This window comes from Streptomyces sp. NPDC053750, from assembly GCF_044544295.1.
Taxonomy (GTDB): domain Bacteria; phylum Actinomycetota; class Actinomycetes; order Streptomycetales; family Streptomycetaceae; genus Streptomyces.
Genome location: NZ_JBITXB010000010.1, coordinates 308,980 through 330,717, shown reverse-complemented (window position 1 = coordinate 330,717; position 21,738 = coordinate 308,980). Strand labels below are relative to the sequence as shown.

Annotated in this window: 21 protein-coding genes and 1 pseudogene; 13 read left to right on the top strand and 9 right to left on the bottom strand. The window is 72.8% G+C overall.

Translation table 11 applies throughout. From position 1 onward, the window contains the following. Positions 1-143: 143 nt before the first annotated feature. Together ACIGO6_RS27465 and ACIGO6_RS27460 are read right to left on the bottom strand one after the other, a co-directional pair. Positions 144-1,727, bottom strand: coding sequence for an alpha/beta hydrolase (locus ACIGO6_RS27465; protein ID WP_399880833.1), 1,584 nt, complete (start codon positions 1,725-1,727; stop codon positions 144-146). Between the two features lie 146 nt (positions 1,728-1,873). Then, the gene (locus ACIGO6_RS27460) at positions 1,874-2,944 is read right to left on the bottom strand and encodes an Rv2578c family radical SAM protein (protein ID WP_399880830.1); all 1,071 of its coding nucleotides are present in this window, start codon (positions 2,942-2,944) and stop codon (positions 1,874-1,876) included. 162 nt (positions 2,945-3,106) lie between these two features. Here ACIGO6_RS27460 and ACIGO6_RS27455 point away from each other — a divergent pair, with 162 nt between their 5' ends. Further along, positions 3,107-3,550, top strand: a complete 444-nt coding sequence (locus ACIGO6_RS27455) for an SRPBCC family protein (RefSeq protein WP_399880828.1) — start codon at positions 3,107-3,109, stop codon at positions 3,548-3,550. 149 nt (positions 3,551-3,699) lie between these two features. Then, entirely contained in the window at positions 3,700-6,093 is a 2,394-nt protein-coding gene (locus ACIGO6_RS27450) for an MFS transporter (RefSeq protein WP_399880825.1), read from the top strand. Positions 6,094-6,115: 22 nt separating this feature from the next. Here the strand turns inward: ACIGO6_RS27450 and ACIGO6_RS27445 are convergent, their stop codons facing one another. Then, positions 6,116-7,102 carry an alpha/beta fold hydrolase gene (locus ACIGO6_RS27445; protein ID WP_399880822.1) on the bottom strand — a complete coding sequence of 329 codons (987 nt, stop codon included), beginning with the start codon at positions 7,100-7,102 and terminating at the stop codon, positions 6,116-6,118. Between the two features lie 143 nt (positions 7,103-7,245). Between ACIGO6_RS27445 and ACIGO6_RS27440 the strand changes: the two genes are divergently transcribed. Then, complete coding sequence (locus ACIGO6_RS27440) at positions 7,246-7,836, top strand: helix-turn-helix domain-containing protein (protein ID WP_399880819.1); 591 nt, start codon at positions 7,246-7,248, stop codon at positions 7,834-7,836. Between the two features lie 68 nt (positions 7,837-7,904). Here ACIGO6_RS27440 and ACIGO6_RS27435 read toward each other — a convergent pair. Next, positions 7,905-8,252, bottom strand: a pseudogene (locus ACIGO6_RS27435) (TetR/AcrR family transcriptional regulator); the annotation flags it as partial. Between the two features lie 101 nt (positions 8,253-8,353). Between ACIGO6_RS27435 and ACIGO6_RS27430 the strand changes: the two are divergent. Together ACIGO6_RS27430 and ACIGO6_RS27425 are read left to right on the top strand one after the other, a co-directional pair. Then, complete coding sequence (locus ACIGO6_RS27430) at positions 8,354-9,328, top strand: alpha/beta hydrolase (protein ID WP_399880817.1); 975 nt, start codon at positions 8,354-8,356, stop codon at positions 9,326-9,328. Positions 9,329-9,434: 106 nt separating this feature from the next. Next, a complete protein-coding gene (locus tag ACIGO6_RS27425; protein WP_399880815.1) occupies positions 9,435-9,761 on the top strand; it encodes a hypothetical protein in 327 nt (108 codons plus the stop codon). A gap of 54 nt (positions 9,762-9,815) precedes the next feature. On the opposite strand, the gene ACIGO6_RS27420 is transcribed toward ACIGO6_RS27425, so the two are convergent. Together ACIGO6_RS27420 and ACIGO6_RS27415 are read right to left on the bottom strand one after the other, a co-directional pair. Continuing rightward, positions 9,816-10,004 carry a DUF397 domain-containing protein gene (locus ACIGO6_RS27420; RefSeq protein ID WP_399880813.1) on the bottom strand — a complete coding sequence of 63 codons (189 nt, stop codon included), beginning with the start codon at positions 10,002-10,004 and terminating at the stop codon, positions 9,816-9,818. Beyond that, positions 10,001-10,855, bottom strand: a complete 855-nt coding sequence (locus ACIGO6_RS27415; protein WP_399880810.1) for a helix-turn-helix domain-containing protein — start codon at positions 10,853-10,855, stop codon at positions 10,001-10,003. The genes ACIGO6_RS27420 and ACIGO6_RS27415 overlap by 4 nt, the downstream gene beginning before the upstream one ends. A gap of 162 nt (positions 10,856-11,017) precedes the next feature. Between ACIGO6_RS27415 and ACIGO6_RS27410 the strand changes: the two genes are divergently transcribed. From ACIGO6_RS27410 to ACIGO6_RS27385, 6 genes are all read left to right on the top strand, one after another. Beyond that, positions 11,018-11,476, top strand: coding sequence for an ATP-binding protein (locus tag ACIGO6_RS27410; RefSeq protein WP_399880807.1), 459 nt, complete (start codon positions 11,018-11,020; stop codon positions 11,474-11,476). Between the two features lie 108 nt (positions 11,477-11,584). Next, on the top strand, positions 11,585-12,418 hold the full coding sequence (locus tag ACIGO6_RS27405; RefSeq protein ID WP_399880804.1) for a M55 family metallopeptidase: 834 nt from the start codon (positions 11,585-11,587) through the stop codon (positions 12,416-12,418). Continuing rightward, complete coding sequence (locus ACIGO6_RS27400) at positions 12,411-13,745, top strand: M20/M25/M40 family metallo-hydrolase (RefSeq protein WP_399880801.1); 1,335 nt, start codon at positions 12,411-12,413, stop codon at positions 13,743-13,745. The genes ACIGO6_RS27405 and ACIGO6_RS27400 overlap by 8 nt, the downstream gene beginning before the upstream one ends. Before the next feature lie 19 nt (positions 13,746-13,764). After that, positions 13,765-15,759 (top strand): prolyl oligopeptidase family serine peptidase, encoded by a 1,995-nt coding sequence (locus ACIGO6_RS27395; protein ID WP_399880798.1) that lies wholly within the window; start codon positions 13,765-13,767, stop codon positions 15,757-15,759. Positions 15,760-15,789: 30 nt separating this feature from the next. Continuing rightward, positions 15,790-16,713: an LD-carboxypeptidase gene (locus ACIGO6_RS27390; RefSeq protein WP_399880795.1), complete on the top strand. Its 924-nt coding sequence runs from the start codon at positions 15,790-15,792 to the stop codon at positions 16,711-16,713. Positions 16,714-16,744: 31 nt separating this feature from the next. Further along, entirely contained in the window at positions 16,745-17,338 is a 594-nt protein-coding gene (locus tag ACIGO6_RS27385) for a GNAT family N-acetyltransferase (protein ID WP_399880792.1), read from the top strand. Here the strand turns inward: ACIGO6_RS27385 and ACIGO6_RS27380 are convergent. Next, positions 17,310-17,657, bottom strand: a complete 348-nt coding sequence (locus ACIGO6_RS27380) for a DUF6204 family protein (RefSeq protein ID WP_399880789.1) — start codon at positions 17,655-17,657, stop codon at positions 17,310-17,312. The two genes, ACIGO6_RS27385 and ACIGO6_RS27380, sit on opposite strands and share 29 nt — an antisense overlap. Positions 17,658-17,767: 110 nt before the next feature. Here ACIGO6_RS27380 and ACIGO6_RS27375 point away from each other — a divergent pair, with 110 nt between their 5' ends. Then, the gene (locus ACIGO6_RS27375; protein WP_399880787.1) at positions 17,768-19,753 is read left to right on the top strand and encodes a DUF5107 domain-containing protein; all 1,986 of its coding nucleotides are present in this window, start codon (positions 17,768-17,770) and stop codon (positions 19,751-19,753) included. Between the two features lie 18 nt (positions 19,754-19,771). Here the strand turns inward: ACIGO6_RS27375 and ACIGO6_RS27370 are convergent, their stop codons facing one another. Further along, on the bottom strand, positions 19,772-20,119 hold the full coding sequence (locus tag ACIGO6_RS27370) for a VOC family protein (RefSeq protein ID WP_399880785.1): 348 nt from the start codon (positions 20,117-20,119) through the stop codon (positions 19,772-19,774). A gap of 81 nt (positions 20,120-20,200) precedes the next feature. On the opposite strand from ACIGO6_RS27370, the gene ACIGO6_RS27365 reads away from it, so the two are divergent. After that, the gene (locus tag ACIGO6_RS27365; RefSeq protein ID WP_399880782.1) at positions 20,201-20,647 is read left to right on the top strand and encodes a phage holin family protein; all 447 of its coding nucleotides are present in this window, start codon (positions 20,201-20,203) and stop codon (positions 20,645-20,647) included. A 7-nt stretch (positions 20,648-20,654) separates the two neighbouring features. Here the strand turns inward: ACIGO6_RS27365 and ACIGO6_RS27360 are convergent, their stop codons facing one another. Next, positions 20,655-21,617, bottom strand: coding sequence for an LLM class F420-dependent oxidoreductase (locus ACIGO6_RS27360; protein ID WP_399880779.1), 963 nt, complete (start codon positions 21,615-21,617; stop codon positions 20,655-20,657). Positions 21,618-21,738: the final 121 nt, after the last annotated feature.

Below are 21,738 nucleotides of genomic sequence, written 5' to 3'. Positions count from 1 at the left end.
TCTCCAGACTCGAACGAGGACTCAGCAGGGACGACGACCTCACCCACGCCTACCGCGACTGGCTTCAAGCCGCTTGACAGCAATAGGAGCATCAACGCCCCCCGTGCCCCCGACGGTTCGCCGGACGGGGGCGGGAGCGGCGACTACCCGCGGAACCCGAGCAGCCCGTGCAGCGCCGAGCCGCGCGAGGCCGTGGACGCCGCCTTGGACTGCAGCGGCTCCGGACCGGGCAGCGCCGCGCACACCGCGTCCGCCTCACCGCCGCCGTCGCCGCGCGGCACGGTGCCGTCGGTCAGGTACGAGGCCAGGTGCTTGTCCAGGCAGCTGTTGCCGCTCAGCGTGATGCCGTGGTTCCCGCCGCCCTCCTCGACCACCAGGCGGGAGCCGCTCAGCAGCCGGTGCACGGTGACGCCGCCCTCGTAGGGGGTGGCCGCGTCGTCGGTCGCCTGGAACAGCAGCGCCGGGGGCAGCTCGTTGTTGGCCACGTCCACGGCTTGGCGCGGGGCCGTCGGCCAGAACGCGCACGGCGCGTTGTACCAGGCGTTGTTCCAGGCCATGAACGGCGCCTTCCCGTACACGCCCCAGTTGTCGCTGCGCCACTGGCTCCACTCCCGCGGCCAGCCCGCGTCCCGGCACTGCACCGAGGTGTAGACGCTGTAGCCGTTGTCGCCGGAGGCGTCCACGGCCCCGAAGTTCTCGTACGCCTCGACGACCGGGCCGGCGTCCCCGCCCTTCGCGTACGCCGCGAACGCCTCCGCCAGATGGGGCCAGTAGCCGTTGTAGTAGCCGCCGGGAATGAAGGTGTCCTCCAGCTCCGCGGCGCCGACCTTGCCGCCGGCCGGCTTCTTCGCCAGCGCGCTCCGCATGGCGTACCACCGCGCCTCGACCCGCTCCGGGGCACTGCCGAGGCCGTACGTCGCGTCGTGCCGCGCGACCCAGGCCAGGAAGGCGCGGTGGCGGTCGTTGAAGGCGAGGTCCTGGTTGAGGTTGGCGTCGTACCAGACGTCGATCGGGTCGACGACGGAGTCCAGCACCAGGCGCCGCACCCGGTCCGGGTGGAGCTTGGCGTAGACGGCGCCCAGGTAGGTGCCGTACGAGTAGCCGAAATAGTTGATCTTCTTGGCGCCGAGCGCCCTGCGGATCACGTCCAGGTCCCGGGCGGCGCTGACCGTGTCGATGTACGGCAGCACGTCCGCGTACTTCTTGGCACAGGCGTCGGCGAAGGCCTTGGCGCGCGTGAGATTGGCCTGCTCCACGACCGGGGCGGCCGGCACGGTGTCGGGGCGCACCGCGGAGAAGTGGCCCGGCCTGCAGTCCAGGGAGGGCTTGCTCCGGCCCACGCCTCGCGGGTCGAAGCCGATGACGTCGTACTGGGCGGCCACCTTCTTCGGCAGCGAGGACGCCACGAACCCGGCGAGCGTCAGCCCGCTGCCGCCGGGGCCCCCGGGGTTGACCAGCAGCGGCCCCTGGTACTTCGCCGCGGTGTGCGGGATGCGGGACAGCGCCAGCGTGATCCGCCTGCCGTTCGGGCGTGCGTGGTCGAGCGGCACCTCGAGCGACGCGCACTGGAGCGTCGGGTAGTCGTTCGTGCCGCACTTCTTCCAGCTGGGTGCCGCGGCGTGCGGCGTGCCCGCGGGAGGGAGCGCGCTCGCCCCGGCGGGCACGGCCGTGACGGCCCCGGCGGCGATGACGGCGGCCCCGCACAGCACGGCTGCGCGTTGTCTCATGGAGTCCTCCCAGGACGGAGAGGCTGCGGTCCGCGTGGGTCGCGGTCCTCGCCGCATCGTCCCGGGGAGCGCCCCCGGAGGAACGCGTTCTGTTCATACTTGACCCGATTGGGTCGCCGGATGCCCTCGAATGCGCCCGGGCGCTGTCAGATCAACGAAAGTTGGACCGGCTCGGACGCCGTGGGTGCGGCCGGCCCCGACACGCCGGGCCCGGCCCGGTCCGGCCGCTCCGGCTCACCGGACCTGCGCGGCATCCCCGCGCGCGTGGGGCCGATCCCGTACTCCCGGGCCAGATCGTGCACCTGACGCGTGATCCGGCGCTGGTACCACTTCGGGGCGTAGGCCCCCTCCGCGTACAGCCGCTCGTAGCGGCGCACCAGGTGCGGGTGGTGCTGCGCGAGCCAGGCCATGAACCACTCCCGGGCGCCCGGCCGCAGATGCAGCACCAGGGGCGTCACGGACGTGGCGCCCGCGGCGGCGACGGCCCGCACGGTCGCGCGGAGTTGGGCCGGCTCGTCGCTCAGGAACGGGATGACCGGCGCCATCAGGACACCGCAGCCGATGCCGTGCTCGCCGAGAGTGCGCACGACCTCCAGGCGGCGCTCCGGCGCGGGCGTGCCCGGCTCCACGGTGCGCCACAGCTCGCGGTCGGTGAAGCCGACCGAGACCGAGATCCCCACGTCCGTCACGCGCGCCGCGCGGGTCAGCAGGTCCAGGTCGCGCAGGATCAGCGTGCCCTTGGTGAGGATCGAGAACGGGTTCGCCCGCTCGGTGAGCGCCGTGATGATGCCCGGCATCAACCGGTAGCGGCCCTCGGCCCGCTGGTAGCAGTCGACGTTGGTGCCCATCGCGACGTGCTCGCCCTGCCAGCGTCGCGAGGCCAGCTGGCGGCGCAGCAGCTCGGGCGCGTTCACCTTGACGACGATCTGGGAGTCGAAGCCGAGTCCGGTATCGAGGTCCAGGTAGCTGTGCGTCTTCCTGGCGAAGCAGTACACGCACGCGTGCGTACAGCCCCGATAGGGGTTCACCGTCCACTCGAACGGCATGCGCGAGGCCCCCGGCACCCGGTTGAGGATCGAACGGGCCCGCACCTCGTGGAAGGTGATGCCGCGGAACTCGGGCATGTCGAACGTGCGGGTGGTGACCGCGTCCGCGCCGAACAGCGCGGGGTCGGCGACCCGGGCGTGGTCGGAGTCCGTGAGGTTGTCCCAGCGCATGGCGCCTCCTCGGTAGTGCTGCGAACGCCACAATAGAACACTTGTTCCCTTGATCGTGCGGCCCCGTCGCACGGGGCCGCTTCACGCCCCCGGATTTGGTGGCCGTGCGGCGGGGTGGTTGGCTTGCCCCGAACCCTTGGAACCAGGCCCTGGAGGGACCCGATGGCGCAGGTCGAGTCGACGACGGAGCGAATCGTCGCGGCGGACGCGGAGACGGTGTTCGACACCCTCGCCGACTACAGCGGCACGCGCGCGAGGCTGCTGCCGGAGCACTTCAGTGAGTACGAGGTCCGCGAGGGCGGCGACGGCGAGGGCACCCTCGTGCACTGGAAGCTCCAGGCCACCAGCAAGCGCATCCGCGATTGTCTGCTGGAGGTCACCGAGCCGGCCGACGGCGAACTGGTCGAGAAGGACCGCAACTCCTCCATGGTCACCACCTGGCGGGTCACCCCGGCCGGTGAGGGCAAGTCCCGGGTGGTCGTCGTCACCACGTGGCAGGGCGCGGGCGGTGTCGGTGGCTTCTTCGAGAAGACCTTCGCCCCCAAGGGGCTCGCCCGGATCTACGACGCGGTGCTCGCCAAGCTCGCCGCCGAGGTCGAGAAGTAGCCAAAGGGCAGTTCTGTGGGGCCTGTTGGGCCCCTCACCGGTTCGAGTGATGTCCGTGAGATCCGGCCGTATGCCGTAACTCGTCGCAGTTGTTCGTAGTTGTCGCCCCAGGTGGCAATTGTGAGCAGGTGTGACGAGGGGAGCGGTACGTGGGCGGGATCACTCTGGTGCAGGACGAACCGGCCACCGCACCCCCGGCGCCACCCGAGCCCCCCGCACCCGAGCCGGGGGCCGGGCTGAGCCCGCGCCGGGTGCGGCTGGTCTTCGTCGGGCTGATGCTGGCGCTGCTGCTCGCCGCGCTGGAGCAGATGATCGTCGCCACGGCGCTGCCGAAGATCGTCGGAGAGCTGCACGGCCTGGACAAGATGTCCTGGGCGATCACCGCCTACCTGCTCACCTCCACCGTCGGACTGCCGATCTACGGCAAGCTCGGTGACCTCTTCGGGCGCAAGGGTGTCTTCCAGTTCGCCATCCTGGTGTTCGTCGTCGGCTCGGCACTCGCCGGCCGGGCGCAGACCATGGACCAGCTGATCGCCTTCCGGGCCGTGCAGGGCGTCGGCGCGGGCGGCCTGATGATCGGCGTGCAGGCGATCATCGCGGACATCGTGCCGCCCCGCGAGCGCGGCCGGTTCATGGGTCTGATCGGCGCCGCCTTCGGGCTCGCCTCGGTCGCGGGCCCCCTGCTGGGCGGCTATTTCACCGACCACCTCTCCTGGCGCTGGTGCTTCTACATCAACGTGCCCTTCGGACTGGTCACCATGGCCGTCGTGGCCGTGGTCCTGAAGCTGCCCAAGCCGACGGCCAAACCCCGCCTGGACGTCCTCGGCGCGCTGCTGCTCGCCGCCGCCTCCACCTGCCTGGTGCTGCTCACCAGCTGGGGCGGCACCGAGTACGCCTGGGACTCGGAGGTCATCGTCGGCCTCGGTGCCGGCGCGGCCGGGTCCACCCTCCTCTTCCTGGTCGCCGAGCACTTCGCGCCCGAGCCGCTGATCCCGCTCCGGCTGTTCCGGGACTCCGTCTTCAACATCACCGGCCTGGTCGGCCTCGTCATCGGCGTCGCCCTGTTCGGCGCCGCCAGCTATCTGCCGACCTTCCTGCAGATGGTCGACGGCGCCACCGCCACCGAGTCCGGCCTGCTGATGCTGCCGATGATGGGCGGCATCGTGGGCGCCTCGATCATCTCCGGACAGATGATCAGCCGTACCGGGCACTACCGGTCCCACCCGATCCTCGGCAGCGCCCTGTCCGTCGTCGGCATGTGGCTGCTGTCCGGGCTCGACGCGGACACGCCCCGGCTGCACTACAGCATCTGGATGGCCGTCCTCGGCGCCGGCATCGGCATGGTCATGCCCGTCCTGGTCCTCGCCGTGCAGAACTCCGTGCGCCCCGCCGACCTGGGCACCGCCACCAGCGCCAACAACTACTTCCGTCAGATCGGCGGCAGCGTCGGCGCGGCCGTCTTCGGCACGCTCTTCGCCGACCGGCTCACCGACGCACTGGCCGACCGGCTCCCCGCCGAGGCCGGCGCCGGACTGCCCGACGCCGAAGCCGTCACCCCCCAGCTCGTCCACTCCCTGCCCCCGGCGCTGCGCGACGCCTACATCGGGGCGTACGCCGACGCCATGCCGCGGATCTTCCTCTACCTGGTGCCGGTGCTCGTCCTCGGGCTGCTCATCGCCTTCTTCCTCAAGGAGAAACCCCTGGTGTCCCACAACGCCCCCACCACCGAGCCGGAAATCACGCAGCCCACCGGCCAAGTCCCGCAGGCCCGATCGCCGTACGCCGCCGGCATCCCGGTCTGCGGCACGGTGCAGCACCCCGACGGCACGGTGGTGCCCCGCGCGGCACTCACCCTCATCGACGTCGGCGGACAGCAGATCGGCCGCGGCGCCAGCGGCGACGACGGACGGTACGCGCTGGCCACGCCCGGCTCCGGGGCGTACGTCCTGATCGCCGCCGCGGGTGGTCACCAGCCGCAGGCGGTCTCCGTGACCGTCGGCGAACGCCCGGTGGAACTGGACGTGGTCCTCGGCGGCGCCGGCCGTCTCGCCGGCAGCGTCCTCACCGCGGACGGCAGCCCCGTACGCGACGCGACGGTCACCCTCACCAACGTCCACGGCGAGGTCGTCGCCACCACCCGCAGCGGCCGGGAGGGCGGCTACGTCATCACCGAGCTGGTGGCCGGCGAGTACACCCTCGCCGGCAGCGCCCCCGCCTTCCGTCCGGCCGCGCTGCCGGTCAGCGTCCAGGCCGCCCGGGAGACCCGCCAGGACGTCGAGCTGGCCGGGGGCGCGGTCCTGCGCGGCACCGTGCGCGCCGGCGGCGGGCGGGCCGTGGAGGACGCGCGGGTGACGCTGCTCGACGCGGCGGGCAACGTGGTGGACACGCTGACCACCGGGCCGGACGGCACGTTCCGGTTCGTCGACCTGTCGTCCGGCGAGTACACCGTCATCGCCGCCGGTTACCCGCCCGTCGCCACCGTGCTCCAGGTGGCCGGCGGTGGCCGCACGGAGCGCGACCTCCAGCTCGGGCACGAGGACTGAGACGGGCCGGCCACCGTCCGGTTCAGTCCTCGAGGGCGGTGAGCCAGTCGGTCAGCAGGCGGTTGACCTCGGCGGGGCGTTCCTGCTGGATCCAGTGGCCGCAGCCTTCCAGCAGGTGGGAGGCGGACAGGGCGGGGAGGGTGGTGGGGTAGGCGTCGATGGCGTCGGCCATCCAGGTGGTGGAGGCGTCCAGGGTGCCGCCGATGAACAGGGACGGCTGCTTGATCGGGGTTCCGCGGTGGGAGGCGAGGTCCTCCCAGTCGCGGTCCATGTTGCGGTAGCGGTTGAGGGCGCCGGTCAGGCCGGTGCGCTCGAACTCCGCGGCGTAGAGGTCGAGGTCGTGCTCGCTCAGCCAGGCGGGCATCCTGCCTGCGGGGAAGCGGTCGCGCAGCCGGCCGCCGCGGGTGACGAAGTGCGGGTCGGGCTCGTTCGGGGCGGGCATGGTGTCGGCGGACAGCGCCGCGTAGAAGCCGGCGAGCCAGCCCCGGACGTCGGGCTCGATCTCCGCCTCGGCGCGGCCGGGCTCCTGGAAGTAGGAGACGTAGAACTCCTGCTCGGGGCCGCCGATCCGGCCGAAGACGTCGGTGGGGCGGGGGCCGCCGGGTGGCGCGTAGGGGACGCTCAGCAGGGCGACGGCGCGGAAGACCTCGGGGTGGAGCAGGGCGGAGGTGGCGGCGATGTTGGATCCCCAGTCGTGGCCGATGACCACCGCGCTCTCCTCGCCGAGGGCGTGCACCACGGCGACGTTGTCCTGCACCAGGTCGAGCATGCCGTAGGCGTCGGTCGCGGTCGGCTTGGAGGAGCGGCCGTAGCCGCGCACGTCGATCGCCGCCGCCCGGTAGCCGGCGGCGGCGAGGGCCGGGAGCTGGCGGCGCCAGGAGTACCAGGACTCGGGGAAGCCGTGCACGAGCAGGACCAGCGGGCCGGTGCCCTGCTCGACCAGGTGCAGGCGCCCGGCCGGGCTCTCGACGGTGCGGTGGCGGAACTCGGCGGTCGTTTCGGACTGCATGGGCTTCTCCTCGGTTCGCGGGCGGGGACGCGGCCTCCTGTCGATCATGCGGCGCGACGGCCTTCCGACGCGATCGGCGTTGCCAGTCTGGCAAGATCGCAGCACAGGGCGGTTGAGCGGTGCGGTGGGAAGGAGCGGGAAGGGTGGCGGGCGACGACCTGGACGGCACGCCGGCGGCGATGGGGCCCAGACTGCGTGCCGCGCGCGAGCGGCGCGGCGCCACGCTCGCCGGTGTCAGCCGTGCGACCGGCATCTCGCCGAGCACGCTGTCGCGGATCGAGACCGGCCGGCGCAAGCCCACCCTGGAGGTCGTGCTGTGCCTGGCGAAGGAGTACGGCGTCTCCCTGGACGAGCTGGCCGGTATCGCCCCCGCCCCCGCGCGCCGCAGCACGCCGCTGCACCGCTTCGGGGACGACAAGGCGGTGCTGCCGCTCACCCGGTACGTCGGCGGCCTGCACGCCCACAAGCACGTGCTGCCCGCCGTCGAGGAGGTGCCCGCGCGGCCCCGGCAGACCTCCCACCAGGGCTACGAGTGGCTGTGCGTGCTGTACGGGCGCCTGTGGCTCGCGCTCGGCGACCAGGATCTCGTCCTGACCGCCGGGGACGTCGCCGAGTTCGACACCCGCACCCTGCACGGCGTCGCGAACGCCGGCCCCGGCGGGCCGGTCGAGTACCTGATCCTGTTCGGTCCGCAGGGAGAACGACTGCGGCCGCGGACCCCGCACCAGGGGTGATCAGTCCACCTGGACCGCTTACTGCCCGGTCGCCGTCCGCGCCGTCGCCGGGGACGCGTGGAACAGCGCGTGGTCGGGTCGCAGGGCTCGGCGAACACGGCCCGGAACGGGGCCGGGTGGTCCAGGGCGAACCGGACGTGGGCGACGGCGACCGCGGCGAGTCCGACGGGTGTCGAGGGCGCCGGACGGGCCCCGGCCAGGTGCCCGGCGAGTTCGCGGTGGCCTCGGCGGCCACCGCGGAGACGAGCGCGTCACGGTCGGCGTAGTGGCGGTGGGGGGCCGTGGCCGAGACCTCGCCCGCGCCGGGCGACCGCGCGCAGCGAGAGGCCCGAGCTGCCGTCCTCTTCGAGGAGTTCACGCGCGGCCCGCAGACAGGCGGCGCGCAGGTCGCCGTGGTGATACGTGTCCTGCGGCATGGGCCACACCGTGTGCGGGGTGGGTCGCAAGCACGGGTTGCAGCGGACATGAGGGGCATCAACCATGGAACGCGGCATGGATTCCCTGAACTGGAGTGGACATGACCGATCTCCCCCCTCCGATCACCCCCTACCTCGAGCCCGCCGCGAAGGAGCTGTGTGAGGCCACGGACCCCCACCCGCGGATCTACGAGGTCCCTCCGGAGAAGGGCCGCGACATCCTGCTCGGCCTGCAGAGCGACCAGGGCGTGCCCCGGCCCGAGGTCGACGAGGAATGGGTCGACGTGGACGCCGGCGAGTGGGGCACGGTCCGTACCCGCATCATCCGGCCCAAGGGCGCGAGCGGGCCGCTGCCGGTGGTGTTCTACATCCACGGCGCGGGCTGGGTCTTCGGCGACGAGAAGACCCACGACCGGCTCTTCCGCGAACTCGCCGTCGGCGCCGGGGCGGCGGGCGTCTTCCCCGTCTACGACCGTGCGCCGGAGGCGAAGTACCCCACCCAGGTCGAGCAGAACTACGCCGTGGGCCGGTGGGTCATGGCGCACGGTGCGGAGCACGGACTCGACACGTCCCGCGTCGCCGTCACCGGCGAGTCGGTGGGCGGCTGCATGTCCGCGGTGTTCGCGCTGATGAACAAGGAGCGCGGCGGTATCGACCTCAAGGCGCAGGTGCTGCTCTACCCGGTGACCAACGCCGATTTCGACACGCCGTCCTACCTGCAGTTCGCCGAGGGCTACTACCTCACCCGCGACGGCATGAAGTGGTTCTGGGACGCCTACACCAGCGACGACTCCCAGCGCACCGAGGTGTACGCCTCCCCGCTCCGGGCATCCCTGGATCAGCTCCGGGGGCTGCCCACCACCCTGGTCGTCACCGACGAGGCGGACGTGCTGCGCGACGAGGGCGAGCAGTACGCCAACAGGCTCCGTGAGGCCGGCGTGGACGTCACGTCCGTACGGGTGGCGGGCATGGTGCACGACTTCCTGCTCCTGGACAGCCTGCGCGACACCCGCGCCGCCAATGTCGCCCGCAAACTCGCCGTCGACGCGCTGCGAACGGCCCTCCACGACAGCTGATCGGCCGTCAAATGCCGCCACCGTACGGCCCTCCGCCGCTTCCGGCGACGGAGGACCGTACGGGAGTCAGCCCGTCGTTCGGTTGCGGCGGTACAGGAACCATCCCGTGGCCAGCAGGGCGGCCGCGAGTGCGACGGCCGAGCCCACGGTGACTCCGGTCGAGGCGAGGCTGCCGCCCGGCGCCGAGGTGTTCGAGCCGCCGGTGGTGGCACCGGTGCCCGAGGCTGATCCGGAGCCGCCGGTGGAGGTGGAGGTGCCGCCGGTGGCGCCCGGGGTTCCCGTTCCGCCCGCTGCCCGCGCCGCCGTCCCCGACGGCAGAAGGCCCAAGGTGGCCTTCCCGTACATGCGCGGCAGCGCGGCCGTCCACATGGGCGGCAAGGGGTCGGGCGCCGACGCCAGCGACATCCTGGTGGACCGCATCCACGTCACCTGACCGCAGCGCCCCGTACCGGACGGATCCGGTACGGGGCGCTGCGGTGCGTGCAGGTCAGCCCTGGGCGGCGTGGCCGACGAAGTCGCGCCACGCGGTGGGGGAGAGGGCGAGCTCGGGGCGCCGCCGGTCCTTGGAGTCCCGGACGTGCACCGCCTGCGCGCCGTGCGCCACCTCGATGCAGGCGTCACCGTCGGAACCGCTGTAGCTGCTCTTGAACCAAGCCCGTTCATCGATGCTGCTCATAGCGCTCCTCGCAGTTGCTTCAGCAGGCCCCTGGAGTCCTCGGAGGTGAGAGCCTGTGAGCGCAGTCTGGCATACCGCTGGAGCATGATGCTGACCTCCTTCGGGTCCGAGATCAGCATCCCGCCGCGCTGACCCTCCGCGTAGCCGAACCACTTGTTGTCCGGGGCCTCCAGGAGCATCAACGTCCCGTCGAACCCGGCATGGTCCGGCTGGTGTCGCGGCATGATCTGCAACTCGACGTTGAACCGCAGGGATCGCGCCAGGAGGCTGTCGAGCAGCTCCCGCGTCACGTCGGGTCCTCCGGTACCGCGCTCGACCAGCGCCTGCTCGATGATGAAGCTGAACGCGATCGCCGGCCTGCGCTCGAACAGTTGCTGGCGCTCCAGCCGGGCCGCGACCTGCTCGGCCACCTGCTCCTCGTCCTTCACGGGCGGCACGCTTTCGGTCACCGCTCGCGCGTACCGCTCGGTCTGGAGCAGGCCGGGAACGACTCGGCACTCGTAGGTCCACAGGGTCACCGCCCGAGTCTCCAGTCGCGCCCACTGCCGGAACCAACTCGCCAGCCCCGCCTGCCGTGACAGATGCGGCGCGGCCCTGCGCAGCGCGCCGGTACTGCCGGTTGCCGCCTCCGCGCGTTCCACGAAGTCCCGGTCCGGCATCCGGCGGCCCTGCTCCACCGAGGCCACCGTGTGCTTCGAGAAGCGGACCAGCCCGGCGAACTCCTCCCGGCTCAGGCCCGCGTGTTCTCGTAGGGCCTGGACAACCGCGCCGAAGGTACGCAAGCTGTCCGAGGTTCCGGGCTCGCCGCAACTCCCCGCGCCCGCCCCGCCGTCCGTGTTCTCGTAGGCCACCGTCGCCCACCTCCCGCGCACCCGCCACGCCCCACTGCTTCTGACTGGGCTCCATCGTCACGCCGAGTGACGCGTACTGTCTACCGAATGTGCGCGTACGCTGACGCTGCGTACGCGGGTTGCCGCTGGCGAACGGGCCGGAGACACCGCCAGATTGGGCGCATGACACCACCGTCCGCTCCCGCGACCCGTCAAGAACCCGTTACCGTACGTGTGTTCACCCAGCGGTTCAGCTCCACCCCGCGAGGCGCCCGCCTCGCCCGCCGCCTCGCGCTGCACCAACTCGACGCCTGGGGCGTCCCGCACTGCTGCGAGGCGTCCGACACCGCTGCTCTGCTCGTCGCGGAGCTGGCCGCCAACGCCGTCACGCACGGCCGTGTCCCGGGCCGGGACTTCGAGGTCGCCGTCAAGCTCCTCGGCCGGACGCTGCGCATCGAGGTCTCCGACACCCGGGGCGAGCACAGGCCTCCGGCCCCGGGGGCGGTCCGCACCGCGCCCCCGCCGCTCGTGGAGACCGGCCGGGGCATGGTCCTCGTGGAAGCGCTCGCCGACCGCTGGGAGGTCCTGGACCGCGTCCCCGTCGGCAAGACGGTCGTCGCCGAACTGGACCTGCCCGGTTGAGGCCGCCGGTGCCTGCCCGGACCTCGTGGAACTGATGTCAGCGGTACAGACCTATGGCTGCTGTGTGGCCCCTGGCCAGCGCATTCGGTGGCATGTAGCGTCATCCGCATGAAGATCCTCATCAGTGCCGACATGGAGGGCGCCACCGGTGTCACCTGGCCGGCCGACGTGCTGCCGGGCACGCCGCAGTGGGAGCGGTGCCGGTCGATGTTCACCTCGGACGTGAACGCCGCCGTGCTGGGTTTCCTCGACGGTGGTGCCGACGAGGTGCTGGTCAACGAGGCCCACTGGACCATGCGCAACCTGCTCCTGGAGCAGCTCGACGAGCGGACGCAGATGCTCACCGGACGGCACAAGGCGCTGTCCATGGTGGAGGGCGTCCAGCACGGCGACGTGGACGGCATCGCGTTCATCGGGTACCACGCGGGCGCAGGCATGGAGGGCGTCCTCGCGCACACCTACCTCGCCAACCAGATCACCGGCGTGTGGCTGAACGACGTACGGGCCAGTGAGGGTCTGCTCAACGCACACGTCGTCGCCGAGTACGGGGTGCCGGTCGTGCTGGTCACCGGGGACGACGTGGCCTGCGAGGACGCGCTCGGGTACGCGCCCGAGGCGCTGAAGGTCGCGGTCAAGGACCATGTCTCGCGCTACGCGGCCGTGTGCCGTACGCCGGCCAGGACCGCCGCCGACATCCGGGCGGCGGCCAAGGAGGCCGCGGCGCTCGCGGTGCGGTACGAACCGGTGAGCGGCGGGCCGTTCACCGTCGCCGTGGAGTTCGACGCCGAGCACCTGGCGGCGGCCTCGACCGTCGTGCCGGGCGTGGCCCGCATCGGCGAGCGCAAGGTGGCGTACACGCAGGACACCATGTTCGAGGCGATCCGTACCTTCAAGGCGGTCACCACGATCGCCTCGGCCGCCGTGGAGGAGCAGTATGGCTGAGCACGCAGGGAGCACGTCCGAGGGCGTGGACGCGCAGGCACTGGACGAGGTCGTCCGGTTCACCTCCGAGCTCATCCGCATCGACACGACGAACCGGGGCGGCGGCGACTGCCAGGAGCGCCCCGCCGCCGAGTACGCCGCCGCGCGCCTCGCCGAGGCGGGGATCGAACCCACGCTGCTGGAACGCACCAAGGGCCGCACCAACGTCGTCGCCCGTATCCCGGGCACCGACCCGTCGGCCGGCGCGCTGCTCGTGCACGGCCATCTGGACGTGGTGCCCGCCGAGGCCGCCGACTGGAGCGTCCACCCGTTCTCGGGCGAGATCCGCGACGGCGTCGTGTGGGGGCGCGGCGCGGTCGACATGAAGAACATGGACGCGATGATCCTGGCCGTCGTGCGCGACTGGGCCCGGCAGGGCGTACGACCCCGGCGGGACATCGTGCTCGCGTTCACCGCGGACGAGGAGGCCAGCGCCGAGGACGGCTCCGGCTTCCTCGCGGACCGGCACGGCGCGCTCTTCGAGGGCTGCACCGAAGGGGTCAGCGAGTCCGGGGCGTTCACCTTCCACGACGGCGCCGGCCGGCAGTTCTACCCGATCGCCGCCGGTGAACGCGGCACGGGCTGGCTCAAGCTCACCGCGCGCGGACGGGCCGGCCACGGCTCCAAGGTGAACCGGGAGAACGCGGTCACCCGGCTCGCCGCGGCGATCACCCGCATCGGCGACCACGAGTGGCCGCTGCGCCTCACCCCGACCGTGCGCGCCGCCCTCACCGAACTCGCCGCCGTCTACGGCATCGAGACCGACCTGCACGACGTCGACGCGCTGCTGGACAAGCTCGGACCCGCCGCCCAGCTGGTCGAGGCCACCGTCCGCAACAGCAGCAACCCGACCATGCTGGACGCCGGCTACAAGGTCAACGTCATCCCCGGAGAGGCCGTCGCGTACGTCGACGGGCGGTTCCTGCACGGCTGCGAGGACGAGTTCCGCAGCACCCTCGACCGGCTCACCGGACCGGACGTGGACTGGGAGTTCGCCCACCGCGAGGTCGCCCTCCAGGCGCCGGTCGACTCGCCCACGTACGCCCGGATGCGTGCCGCCGTCGAGCAGTTCGCCCCCGAGGGGCACGTGGTGCCGTACTGCATGTCCGGCGGCACCGACGCCAAGCAGTTCTCGCGGCTCGGCATCACCGGCTACGGCTTCGCGCCGCTCCGACTGCCCGAGGGCTTCGACTACCAGGCCCTCTTCCACGGCGTCGACGAACGCGTCCCCGTCGAGGCACTGCACTTCGGCGTCCACCTCCTCGACCGGTTCCTGCGCACCGCCTAGGGAAGGAGTGGGGGAGACAGTGCAGACCCTCGCGTACGGATCGTGGCCGTCGCCCATCGACGCGGCGCTCGCCGCCGCACACGACGGGCGCCCGGAGGACGTGGGCTTCGTCGGTGACGAGGTCTGGTGGACCGCGCCCCGGCCCACCGAGGGCGGCCGGCGCACCCTGGTGCGGCGGCACTCCGACGGCACCGAGGAGCCGGTGCTGCCCGCGCCGTGGAACGTGCGCAGCCGCGTCATCGAGTACGGCGGTCGGCCCTGGGCCGCGCTCATGACCGACACCGGTCCGCTGCTGGTCTTCGTGAACTTCGCCGACCAGCGGCTGTACGCCCACGAGCCGGGCGGCGCCGAGCCGCGCCCGCTGACGCCCCTCTCCCCGGTGGGCGGCGGGCTGCGCTGGGTGGAGCCGGACCTGCGTCCCGAACGCGGGGAGGTGTGGTGCGTGCTGGAGGAGTTCACCGGCGACGGACCCACCGATGTGCGCCGGGTCCTGGCGGCGGTGCCGCTGGACGGCTCGGCGGCCGAGGACCGGGACGCGGTGCGCGAGCTCACCGACGACCGGCACCGGTTCGTCACCGGGCCCCGCGTCTCACCCGACGGCCGGCGCGCGGCCTGGCTCGCCTGGGACCATCCGCGCATGCCCTGGGACGGCACCGAGCTGCTCGTCGCCGACATCGGCCCCGAGGGCACGTTCCGGGACGCGCGGACCGTCGCGGGCGGGCCCGAGGAGTCGGTCGCCCAGGTGGAGTGGGCCCCCGACGGCGCGCTGCTGTACGCCTCCGACCGCACCGGCTGGTGGAACCTCTACCGCGACGGGCAGCCGCTGTGCGCCCGCGACGAGGAGTTCGGCGGGCCGCTGTGGAAGCTCGGCCAGCGCTGGTTCGCCCCGCTGGACAGCGGCCTGGTCGCCGTCGTGCACGGCCGTGGCGCCGCCGTTCTCGGGATACTCGATCCGGAGACCGGCGAGGTCGTCGACGCGGTGGGGCCCTGGACCGAGTTCGCGGGCACCCTCGCTGCCCACGGCGAGCGAAGCGAGATGGGGGTCCCCCCGCCCGGAGGGTCGGGGAGGATCGTCGGTGTCGGCGCCGGCCCGCACCGCTCCTACGAGGTCGTCGAGCTGGACACCCGTACCGGCCGGGCCCGCGCGATCGGCGCCGCCCACGAGGACGCCGTGGACCCGGCGTACTACCCCGAGCCGCAGATCCGCACCTTCACCGGCCCCGACGGCCGCGACATCCACGCCCACGTCTACCCGCCGCACCACCCCGACTGTGTCGCCCCCGACGGTGAGCGGGCGCCGTACGTCATCTGGGCGCACGGCGGTCCCACCAGCCGCTCGCCCCTGGTGCTGGACCTGGAGATCGCCTACTTCACCTCGCGCGGCATCGGTGTCGCGGAGGTCAACTACGGCGGCTCCACGGGACACGGCCGGGAGTACCGCAACCGGCTGCGCGAACAGTGGGGCGTGGTCGACGTCGAGGACTGCGCCGCCGTCGCGCTCGCCCTCGCCGACGAGGGCACCGCCGACCGGGAGCGGCTCGCCGTGCGGGGCGGCAGCGCGGGCGGCTGGACGGCCGCCGCCTCGCTGACCACCACCGACGTCTACGCCTGCGGCACCGTCATCTACCCGATCCTCGACCTGACCGGCTGGGGCACGGGGGAGACCCACGACTTCGAGTCGCAGTACCTGGAGAGCCTCATCGGCCCGTACGCCGAGGTGCCCGCCCGGTACGTGGAGCGGTCGCCCGCCGAGCACGCCGACCGTGTCACCGCGCCGTTCCTGCTGCTCCAGGGGCTGGACGACGTGATCTGCCCGCCTGTGCAGTGCGAGCGGTTCCTCGCCCGCATGGCCGGCCGGGGCGTGCCGCACGCCTACCTCGCCTTCGAGGGCGAGGGACACGGATTCCGCCGGGCCGGGACCATGGTGCGCGCCCTGGAGGCCGAACTCTCCCTCTACGCCCAGACCTTCGGCCTGAGCCCACGCGGCGTCCCGACCCTGGAGCTGACCGAGTGAAGCGCCTGAACAAGTGAAGGACCTGCCCCAGTGAAAGACCTGATCCGGCCCGCCCGGCTCGCCCCCGGCGCCCGGGTGGCCGTCGTCGCGCCCAGCGGGCCCGTGCCCGAGGAGCGGTTGCAGGCGGGCCTGGACGTGCTGCGCGGCTGGGACCTCGACCCGGTCGTCGCCCCGCACGTCCTGGACCGGCACGCCACCTTCGACTACCTCGCCGGCACGGACGCCGACCGGGCCGCCGACCTCCAGGCCGCCTGGTGCGACCCGTCCGTGGACGCGGTGCTGTGCGCCCGCGGCGGGTACGGCGTCCAGCGCATGACCGACCTGCTCGACTGGGAGGCGATGCGCGCGGCCGGACCGAAGGTCTTCGTCGGCTTCAGCGACATCACCGCGCTGCACGAGGCCTTCGCCACCCGACTGGGCCTGGTCACCCTGCACGGGCCGATGGCCGCGGGCGTCGACTTCCTCAAGAACGCGCGGGCGCAGGAACACCTGAAGGCCACCCTGTTCGCGCCCGAGACGGTCCGCGTGGTCGCCTCCGGCGGCACCCCGCTGGTCCCCGGCCGGGCGCGGGGCGTCACCCTCGGCGGCTGCCTCGCCCTGCTCGCCGCCGAACTGGGCACCCCGCACGCCCGTCCCTCCGCGCGCGGTGGGCTGCTGTGCCTGGAGGACGTGGGGGAGGAGGCGTACCGGCTGGACCGCTACCTCACCCAGTTGCTGCGCGCCGGCTGGCTCGACGGGGTCGCCGGGGTGCTGCTCGGGTCGTGGCAGGAGTGCGGGCCCTACGAGCGGCTGCGGCCGATGCTGGCCGACCGGCTCGGCGGCCTCGGCGTGCCGGTCGTCGAGGAGTTCGGCTTCGGGCACTGCGAGGGTGCGCTGACGGTGCCCTTCGGCGTGACGGCGGAACTCGACGCGGACGCGAGCACCCTGACACTGGACCGGCCCGCGCTGCGCTGACCCGGCGGGCCTCGCGTCGTAGGCTGGGCGAATGCCGCACAACGCATCCCGCCACCTCGCCGAGGGCCCACGCGTGGGCGTACGGCACTTCACCTACGAGGACGGCGCCGAGTTCACCGCCCGGGCCCGGGAGAGCAAGGACCTGCACCACCCGTGGCTCTTCCCGCCGGACAGCATCCAGGCGTACGAGGCCTACGCGAGCCGGCTCATCGAGGACCCCACCAAGGCCGGGTTCCTGGTGTGCGTGAAGGACACGGCCACGGACGGGGACGGGGTGCGCGGTGACGGGCCGGACGGTGGCTCCATCGCCGGGTTCGTCAACATCAACAACATCGTCGAGGGCGGCTTCCTCTGCGGGGCGCTCGGCTACGGCGCCTTCGCGCACGCGGCGGGGCGCGGGCTGATGCGCGAAGGGCTGGACCTCGTCGTGCGCCACGCGTTCGGACCCATGCGGCTGCACCGGCTGGAGATCAACGTGCAGCCGGGCAACGCCGCCTCGATCGGGCTGGCCCGCGCCTGCGGCTTCCGCCTGGAGGGTTTCTCGCCGAGGATGCTCTACATCGACGGGGCCTGGCGCGACCACCAGCGGTGGGCGATCACCGCCGAGTCCGTGACTTCCGGTTGATCTTCATCGTGTCCAGGTCCGTCACCGTCGACCGCAGATCGCGGAACCCGTGGCCGAGTCCGCGCAGCGTCGTCTCCGCCCGGTCCTCGGCGATCGCGCCGGCCATCTCCTCGCTGTCCGCCGCGTCCGACACCACCACGTACCGCATCGAGAAGTGCTTCAGCGGCGACGCCTCGTAGGACAGCGAGCCCTCCTCGGTGAACCGCATGCTCGCCATCCCGTGGTCGGCGGCCTCGGCGAGCAACCGGGAACGGGACTCCTCGGTCAGCCCCTCCCAGGTGCCCCGGACGATCACCCGGTAGGTGTGCTGCTCACTCACGTGTCGCTCCTTCGCGCATGCCGCCGACCGCCCGACTCTACGTCGGCTCCCGGGCGCCGCCCATCGAATATCCGTGGGCGCCCTGTTCAGGGTGCCCGCGAACGGCTTCCATGGGGACCGTGACGACGATCCGACGTGAGGTACTGACCCTGCCCGCCGCGCCGCTGGGACCGGACAACCCCCTGCCGCCGCTGCGCCCCCTGGACGAGGCCCATCGCATCGACGACCGCGACCGGGCCGGCCTGCCGCGCGACATGGCCCGCCAGGTCGACTACGAGCCGCTGCGCAGCCTGCTGCCGGTGCGGGTCCGGGACGGCTACGACCGGGTGCGCGAGCCCCGTGAGGTCGACGCCCTCGTGATCGAGAACGACCGGCTGCGGGCCACCGTCCTGCCCGCCCTCGGCGGCCGCATCGCCTCCCTCCACCACAAGCCGACCGACCGCGAACTCCTCTACGTCAACCCGGTGTTCCAGCCCGCCAACTTCGCCCTCAACGGCGCCTGGTTCTCCGGCGGCATCGAATGGAACATCGGCGCCACCGGCCACACCACCCTCTCCTGCTCACCCGTGCACGCCGCCCGCGTGCCCGCCCCCGACGGCGGCGAGATGCTGCGCCTGTGGGAGTGGGAGCGGCTGCGCGACCTGCCCTTCCAGGTCGACCTGTGGCTGCCGGACGGCTCCGACTTCCTCCACGTCGGCGTCCGGATCCGCAATCCGCACGAGCGCCCGGTGCCGACGTACTGGTGGTCCAACATCGCCGTGCCCGAGGAACGGCGTGTCCTCGCCCCGGCCGACGAGGCCTGGCTCTTCGGCTACGAACGCCGGCTGCGCCGCGTGCCCGTGCCGTCGTACGACGGAGCCGACCGGACGTACCCGCGCAACAGCACGTACGCCGCCGACTACTTCTACGAGGTGCCGGACGGCCGGCGCCGCTGGATCGCCGCGCTCGACGAGCACGGGCACGGGCTGGTGCAGACGTCGACCGACGTGCTGCGCGGCCGCAAGCTGTTCGTGTGGGGCACGGGGCCCGGCGGGCGGCGCTGGCAGGAGTGGCTCACCGAGCCCGGCACCGGCGGCTACTGCGAGATCCAGGCCGGCCTCGCCCGCACCCAGCTGGAGCACGTGAAGCTGGAGGCGGAGAGCGAGGTGTCCTGGCTGGAGGCGTACGGGCCGCTGGACGCCGACCCCGAGGGGGAGTGGCACGGCGTCCTGCGCGGGGCGGAGGAGCAGCTGGAGACGGCCCTGCCGCGCGCCGACGTGGACGCGGCGTACGCGGCGTGGCTGCCCCACGCCGACGACGAGCCCGGCGAGCGCCTGGCCACCGGATCGGGCTGGGGCGCCCTCGAAGTGCTCCGCACGGGCTGGAAACTGCCCGGTACCCCCTTCGACGAGGCCACCCTCCAAGACGAGCAGCGGCCCTGGCTGCACCTCCTGCACGCGGGGTCGCTGCCCGAGCCCGACCACCACGCCCCGCCCGGGGGCACGCTGGTCGCCCGGCCCTGGCGCGACATGCTGGAGACCACGGCGGCGACGCCCGTCGCCGAGTACCACCTCGGTGTCGCCCAGTGGCACGAAGGCGACCGCGCGCAGGCGGTGCGCAGCTGGGAGCGCGGTCTCAAGGACGCCACCGTCCGCTGGCCGCTGCTGCGCTGCCTCGCCGTCGCCGACCAGGAGGACGGGCACCGGGAGCGGGCCGCCGACCGGTACGCGGAGGCCTTCGACGACCTGTGCGCGTGGGTGCCGGACGCGTCGCGGGACTCGGACGGGAGCGGCGACGGGAGGTGGACGGCCGTCGCCGCCGCGCTCGGCCGTGAGGCGATCGGGGAGCTGCTCGCGGCCGGACGCACGGCCGATGCCCGTGCCGTCTGGGAGCGGCTGCCTCCCGCCGCCCGGGCCCGCGGCCGGTTCCGGCTGACCGAGGCGGCGCTGCTGGCCGCCGAGGGCCGCAAGACGCAGGCGCGGGCCGTCTTCGACGAGGGCTTCGAGGTCGCCGACCTGCGCGAGGGCGACGAGATTCTCGGCCGGCTGTGGGCCCGGCTCGGTGACGAACCGCTCCCGGCCCGGCACGACTTCAGGATGCGGCCGGACGGGGAGTGAGCCCCGCCCGGCCCGCCGCTACGCCCGCCGGTCCACGTACTCGTAGATCGCGCCGTCCGGGTGCCGCGCGATCAGGTTGCGGCCCGCGGGCGTCGGGACGGGGCCCGCGATGATGTCCGCGCCGAGCGAGGCGAGCACACGATGGGTCTCCTCGACGTCCGTCACGGCGATCGTCGCCGCGACCTTGCGCAACACCTCGAGCTGGGACTCGGGCCCGCTCATCAACAGGAAGCAGCCGACGGCGGCGACTTCGACACCGCCGCGCTCGAAGCGCAGGGCCCGGCCGCCGGCCAGACCTTCGTAGAAGGGGATCGCCTTGTCCAGGTCGTCGACATAGATACGCAGTGTGGCTCCCAGAATGTCCATGCGGACGAGCCTAGTTGGGGGTGGCGGGGGCGCACTCACCGTCCGGGCCATGGAAGTTCGCCGCACGGGTACCCGCACCGTATGGACCGCATGGATCACTTGGAACACCTGGACAAGCATCTGGTCGACGAACTGGCGCAGGTGGCACGCGAGACCGTGCGCGACGAGCTGCGGGAGCAGACGCGCAAGCAGCGCCGCAAGGCGACGCTGTACGCCGCGTCCGGTGCCGCCGCCCTGTACGCGGGCGCCGCCCTCGCGCTCGCCGTGGGACTGGCCCTCGCCGTCGGCCTGCCCGACTGGGCCGCCGCGCTGATCACGGCCGCCCTCCTGGGCGTCGTGGCGTACCTGCTGCGCGGTGCGGCCCGGCCGGGGACCGCGCGCGGGCCCGCCGTCGGTGGTGACGCGACGGCCGGCGCGCCGTCGAACGGACCCGGCCGGCCGTACCCGCCGATGCCGCCAACGCCACCGGGCGCGACGGCGCCGCGCCAGGACGACGTCGACCCCCAGTGGTCGCACGGCCGCGACTGACGGCCCGTCAGGACTCCTGCTGGAGCTGCGGCAGCACCTTGGTGCGGTAGAAGTCGAAGAAGCCGCGCAGGTCGGGGCCGATCTGGTTGACGTAGATCCGGTCGAAGCCTGCGTCGGCGAACTCCTTCAACTCCGCGACATGCTCGTCCACGTCGTCGCCGCACACCCGGTTGCCCCGGACCATGTCCTCGGTGACCAGGGTCTGCGCCTGCTCGAAGTGCTTCGGCGAGGGCAGCACCTGGCCCAGCTCGCCGGGCAGCAACTCGTTGGCCCACAGCCGGTGCACGGTCCGTACGGCCGCCTCCCGGTCCGTGTCGTAGCAGACCTTCGTGCCCCCGCTGACCAGCTTTCCGCCGCCCCCTCCTTTGCGGTACTGCTCCACCATCGACGGGTCCGGCATCATCGTGATGTAGCCGTCGCCCACCCGGGAGGCCAGCTTGGTCGCCGCCGGGCCGAAGCCGGAGATGTCGATCGGGACGGGCTCGTCCGGGACGGTGTACAGGCGGGCGTTCTCCACCGTGTAGTGCGTGCCGTGGTGGTTGACCTCCTCGCCGGTGAACAGCCGACGCATGATGAGGATGGCCTCCTCCAGCATCTCCAGGCGTACGTGCGCGGCCGGCCAGGCGTCGCCGAAGATGTGCTCGTTGAGCGCCTCGCCGGTGCCGACGCCGAGCCGGAAGCGGCCGTCCGTCATCACCGCGCAGGTCGCCGCCGCCTGGGCCACCACCGCCGGGTGGATGCGCACGGTCGGGCAGGTCACGGCCGTCTCGACGGGCAGGGACACCGCCTCGGAGAGGGCGCCGATCACCGACCACACGAAGGGACTCTGCCCCTGCTCGCCGTTCCAGGGGTGGTAGTGGTCCGAGATCCACAGGGCCTGGAATCCGGCCTGCTCGGCCATCCGGGCCTGCTCGATCAGCTCCGCGGGACCGTACTGCTCGCACGAGAGGAAGTAGCCGTACTCGGGCATGGGGGGTTGCCTCCGGACAGGGAGCGGGTGAGTGGGTCCGGGGCCGAGTACCCGGGCGTACGGGGGACAACCGGCGGCGTCGCGGCGTCCCCCGCGAACGTTTGGGCGCCCCGGCCCAGGG

What these genes read in the sequence shown, in the direction of transcription:
- ACIGO6_RS27465 (WP_399880833.1), bottom strand. Translation starts at nt 1,727, where the DNA reads ATGAGACAACGCGCAGCCGTGCTGTGCGGGGCCGCCGTCATCGCCGCC.
- ACIGO6_RS27460 (WP_399880830.1), bottom strand. Translation starts at nt 2,944, where the DNA reads ATGCGCTGGGACAACCTCACGGACTCCGACCACGCCCGGGTCGCCGAC.
- ACIGO6_RS27455 (WP_399880828.1), top strand. Translation starts at nt 3,107, where the DNA reads ATGGCGCAGGTCGAGTCGACGACGGAGCGAATCGTCGCGGCGGACGCG.
- ACIGO6_RS27445 (WP_399880822.1), bottom strand. Translation starts at nt 7,102, where the DNA reads ATGCAGTCCGAAACGACCGCCGAGTTCCGCCACCGCACCGTCGAGAGC.
- ACIGO6_RS27430 (WP_399880817.1), top strand. Translation starts at nt 8,354, where the DNA reads ATGACCGATCTCCCCCCTCCGATCACCCCCTACCTCGAGCCCGCCGCG.
- ACIGO6_RS27420 (WP_399880813.1), bottom strand. Translation starts at nt 10,004, where the DNA reads ATGAGCAGCATCGATGAACGGGCTTGGTTCAAGAGCAGCTACAGCGGT.
- ACIGO6_RS27410 (WP_399880807.1), top strand. Translation starts at nt 11,018, where the DNA reads ATGACACCACCGTCCGCTCCCGCGACCCGTCAAGAACCCGTTACCGTA.
- ACIGO6_RS27405 (WP_399880804.1), top strand. Translation starts at nt 11,585, where the DNA reads ATGAAGATCCTCATCAGTGCCGACATGGAGGGCGCCACCGGTGTCACC.
- ACIGO6_RS27400 (WP_399880801.1), top strand. Translation starts at nt 12,411, where the DNA reads ATGGCTGAGCACGCAGGGAGCACGTCCGAGGGCGTGGACGCGCAGGCA.
- ACIGO6_RS27385 (WP_399880792.1), top strand. Translation starts at nt 16,745, where the DNA reads ATGCCGCACAACGCATCCCGCCACCTCGCCGAGGGCCCACGCGTGGGC.
- ACIGO6_RS27375 (WP_399880787.1), top strand. Translation starts at nt 17,768, where the DNA reads ATGGGGACCGTGACGACGATCCGACGTGAGGTACTGACCCTGCCCGCC.
- ACIGO6_RS27370 (WP_399880785.1), bottom strand. Translation starts at nt 20,119, where the DNA reads ATGGACATTCTGGGAGCCACACTGCGTATCTATGTCGACGACCTGGAC.
- ACIGO6_RS27365 (WP_399880782.1), top strand. Translation starts at nt 20,201, where the DNA reads ATGGACCGCATGGATCACTTGGAACACCTGGACAAGCATCTGGTCGAC.
- ACIGO6_RS27360 (WP_399880779.1), bottom strand. Translation starts at nt 21,617, where the DNA reads ATGCCCGAGTACGGCTACTTCCTCTCGTGCGAGCAGTACGGTCCCGCG.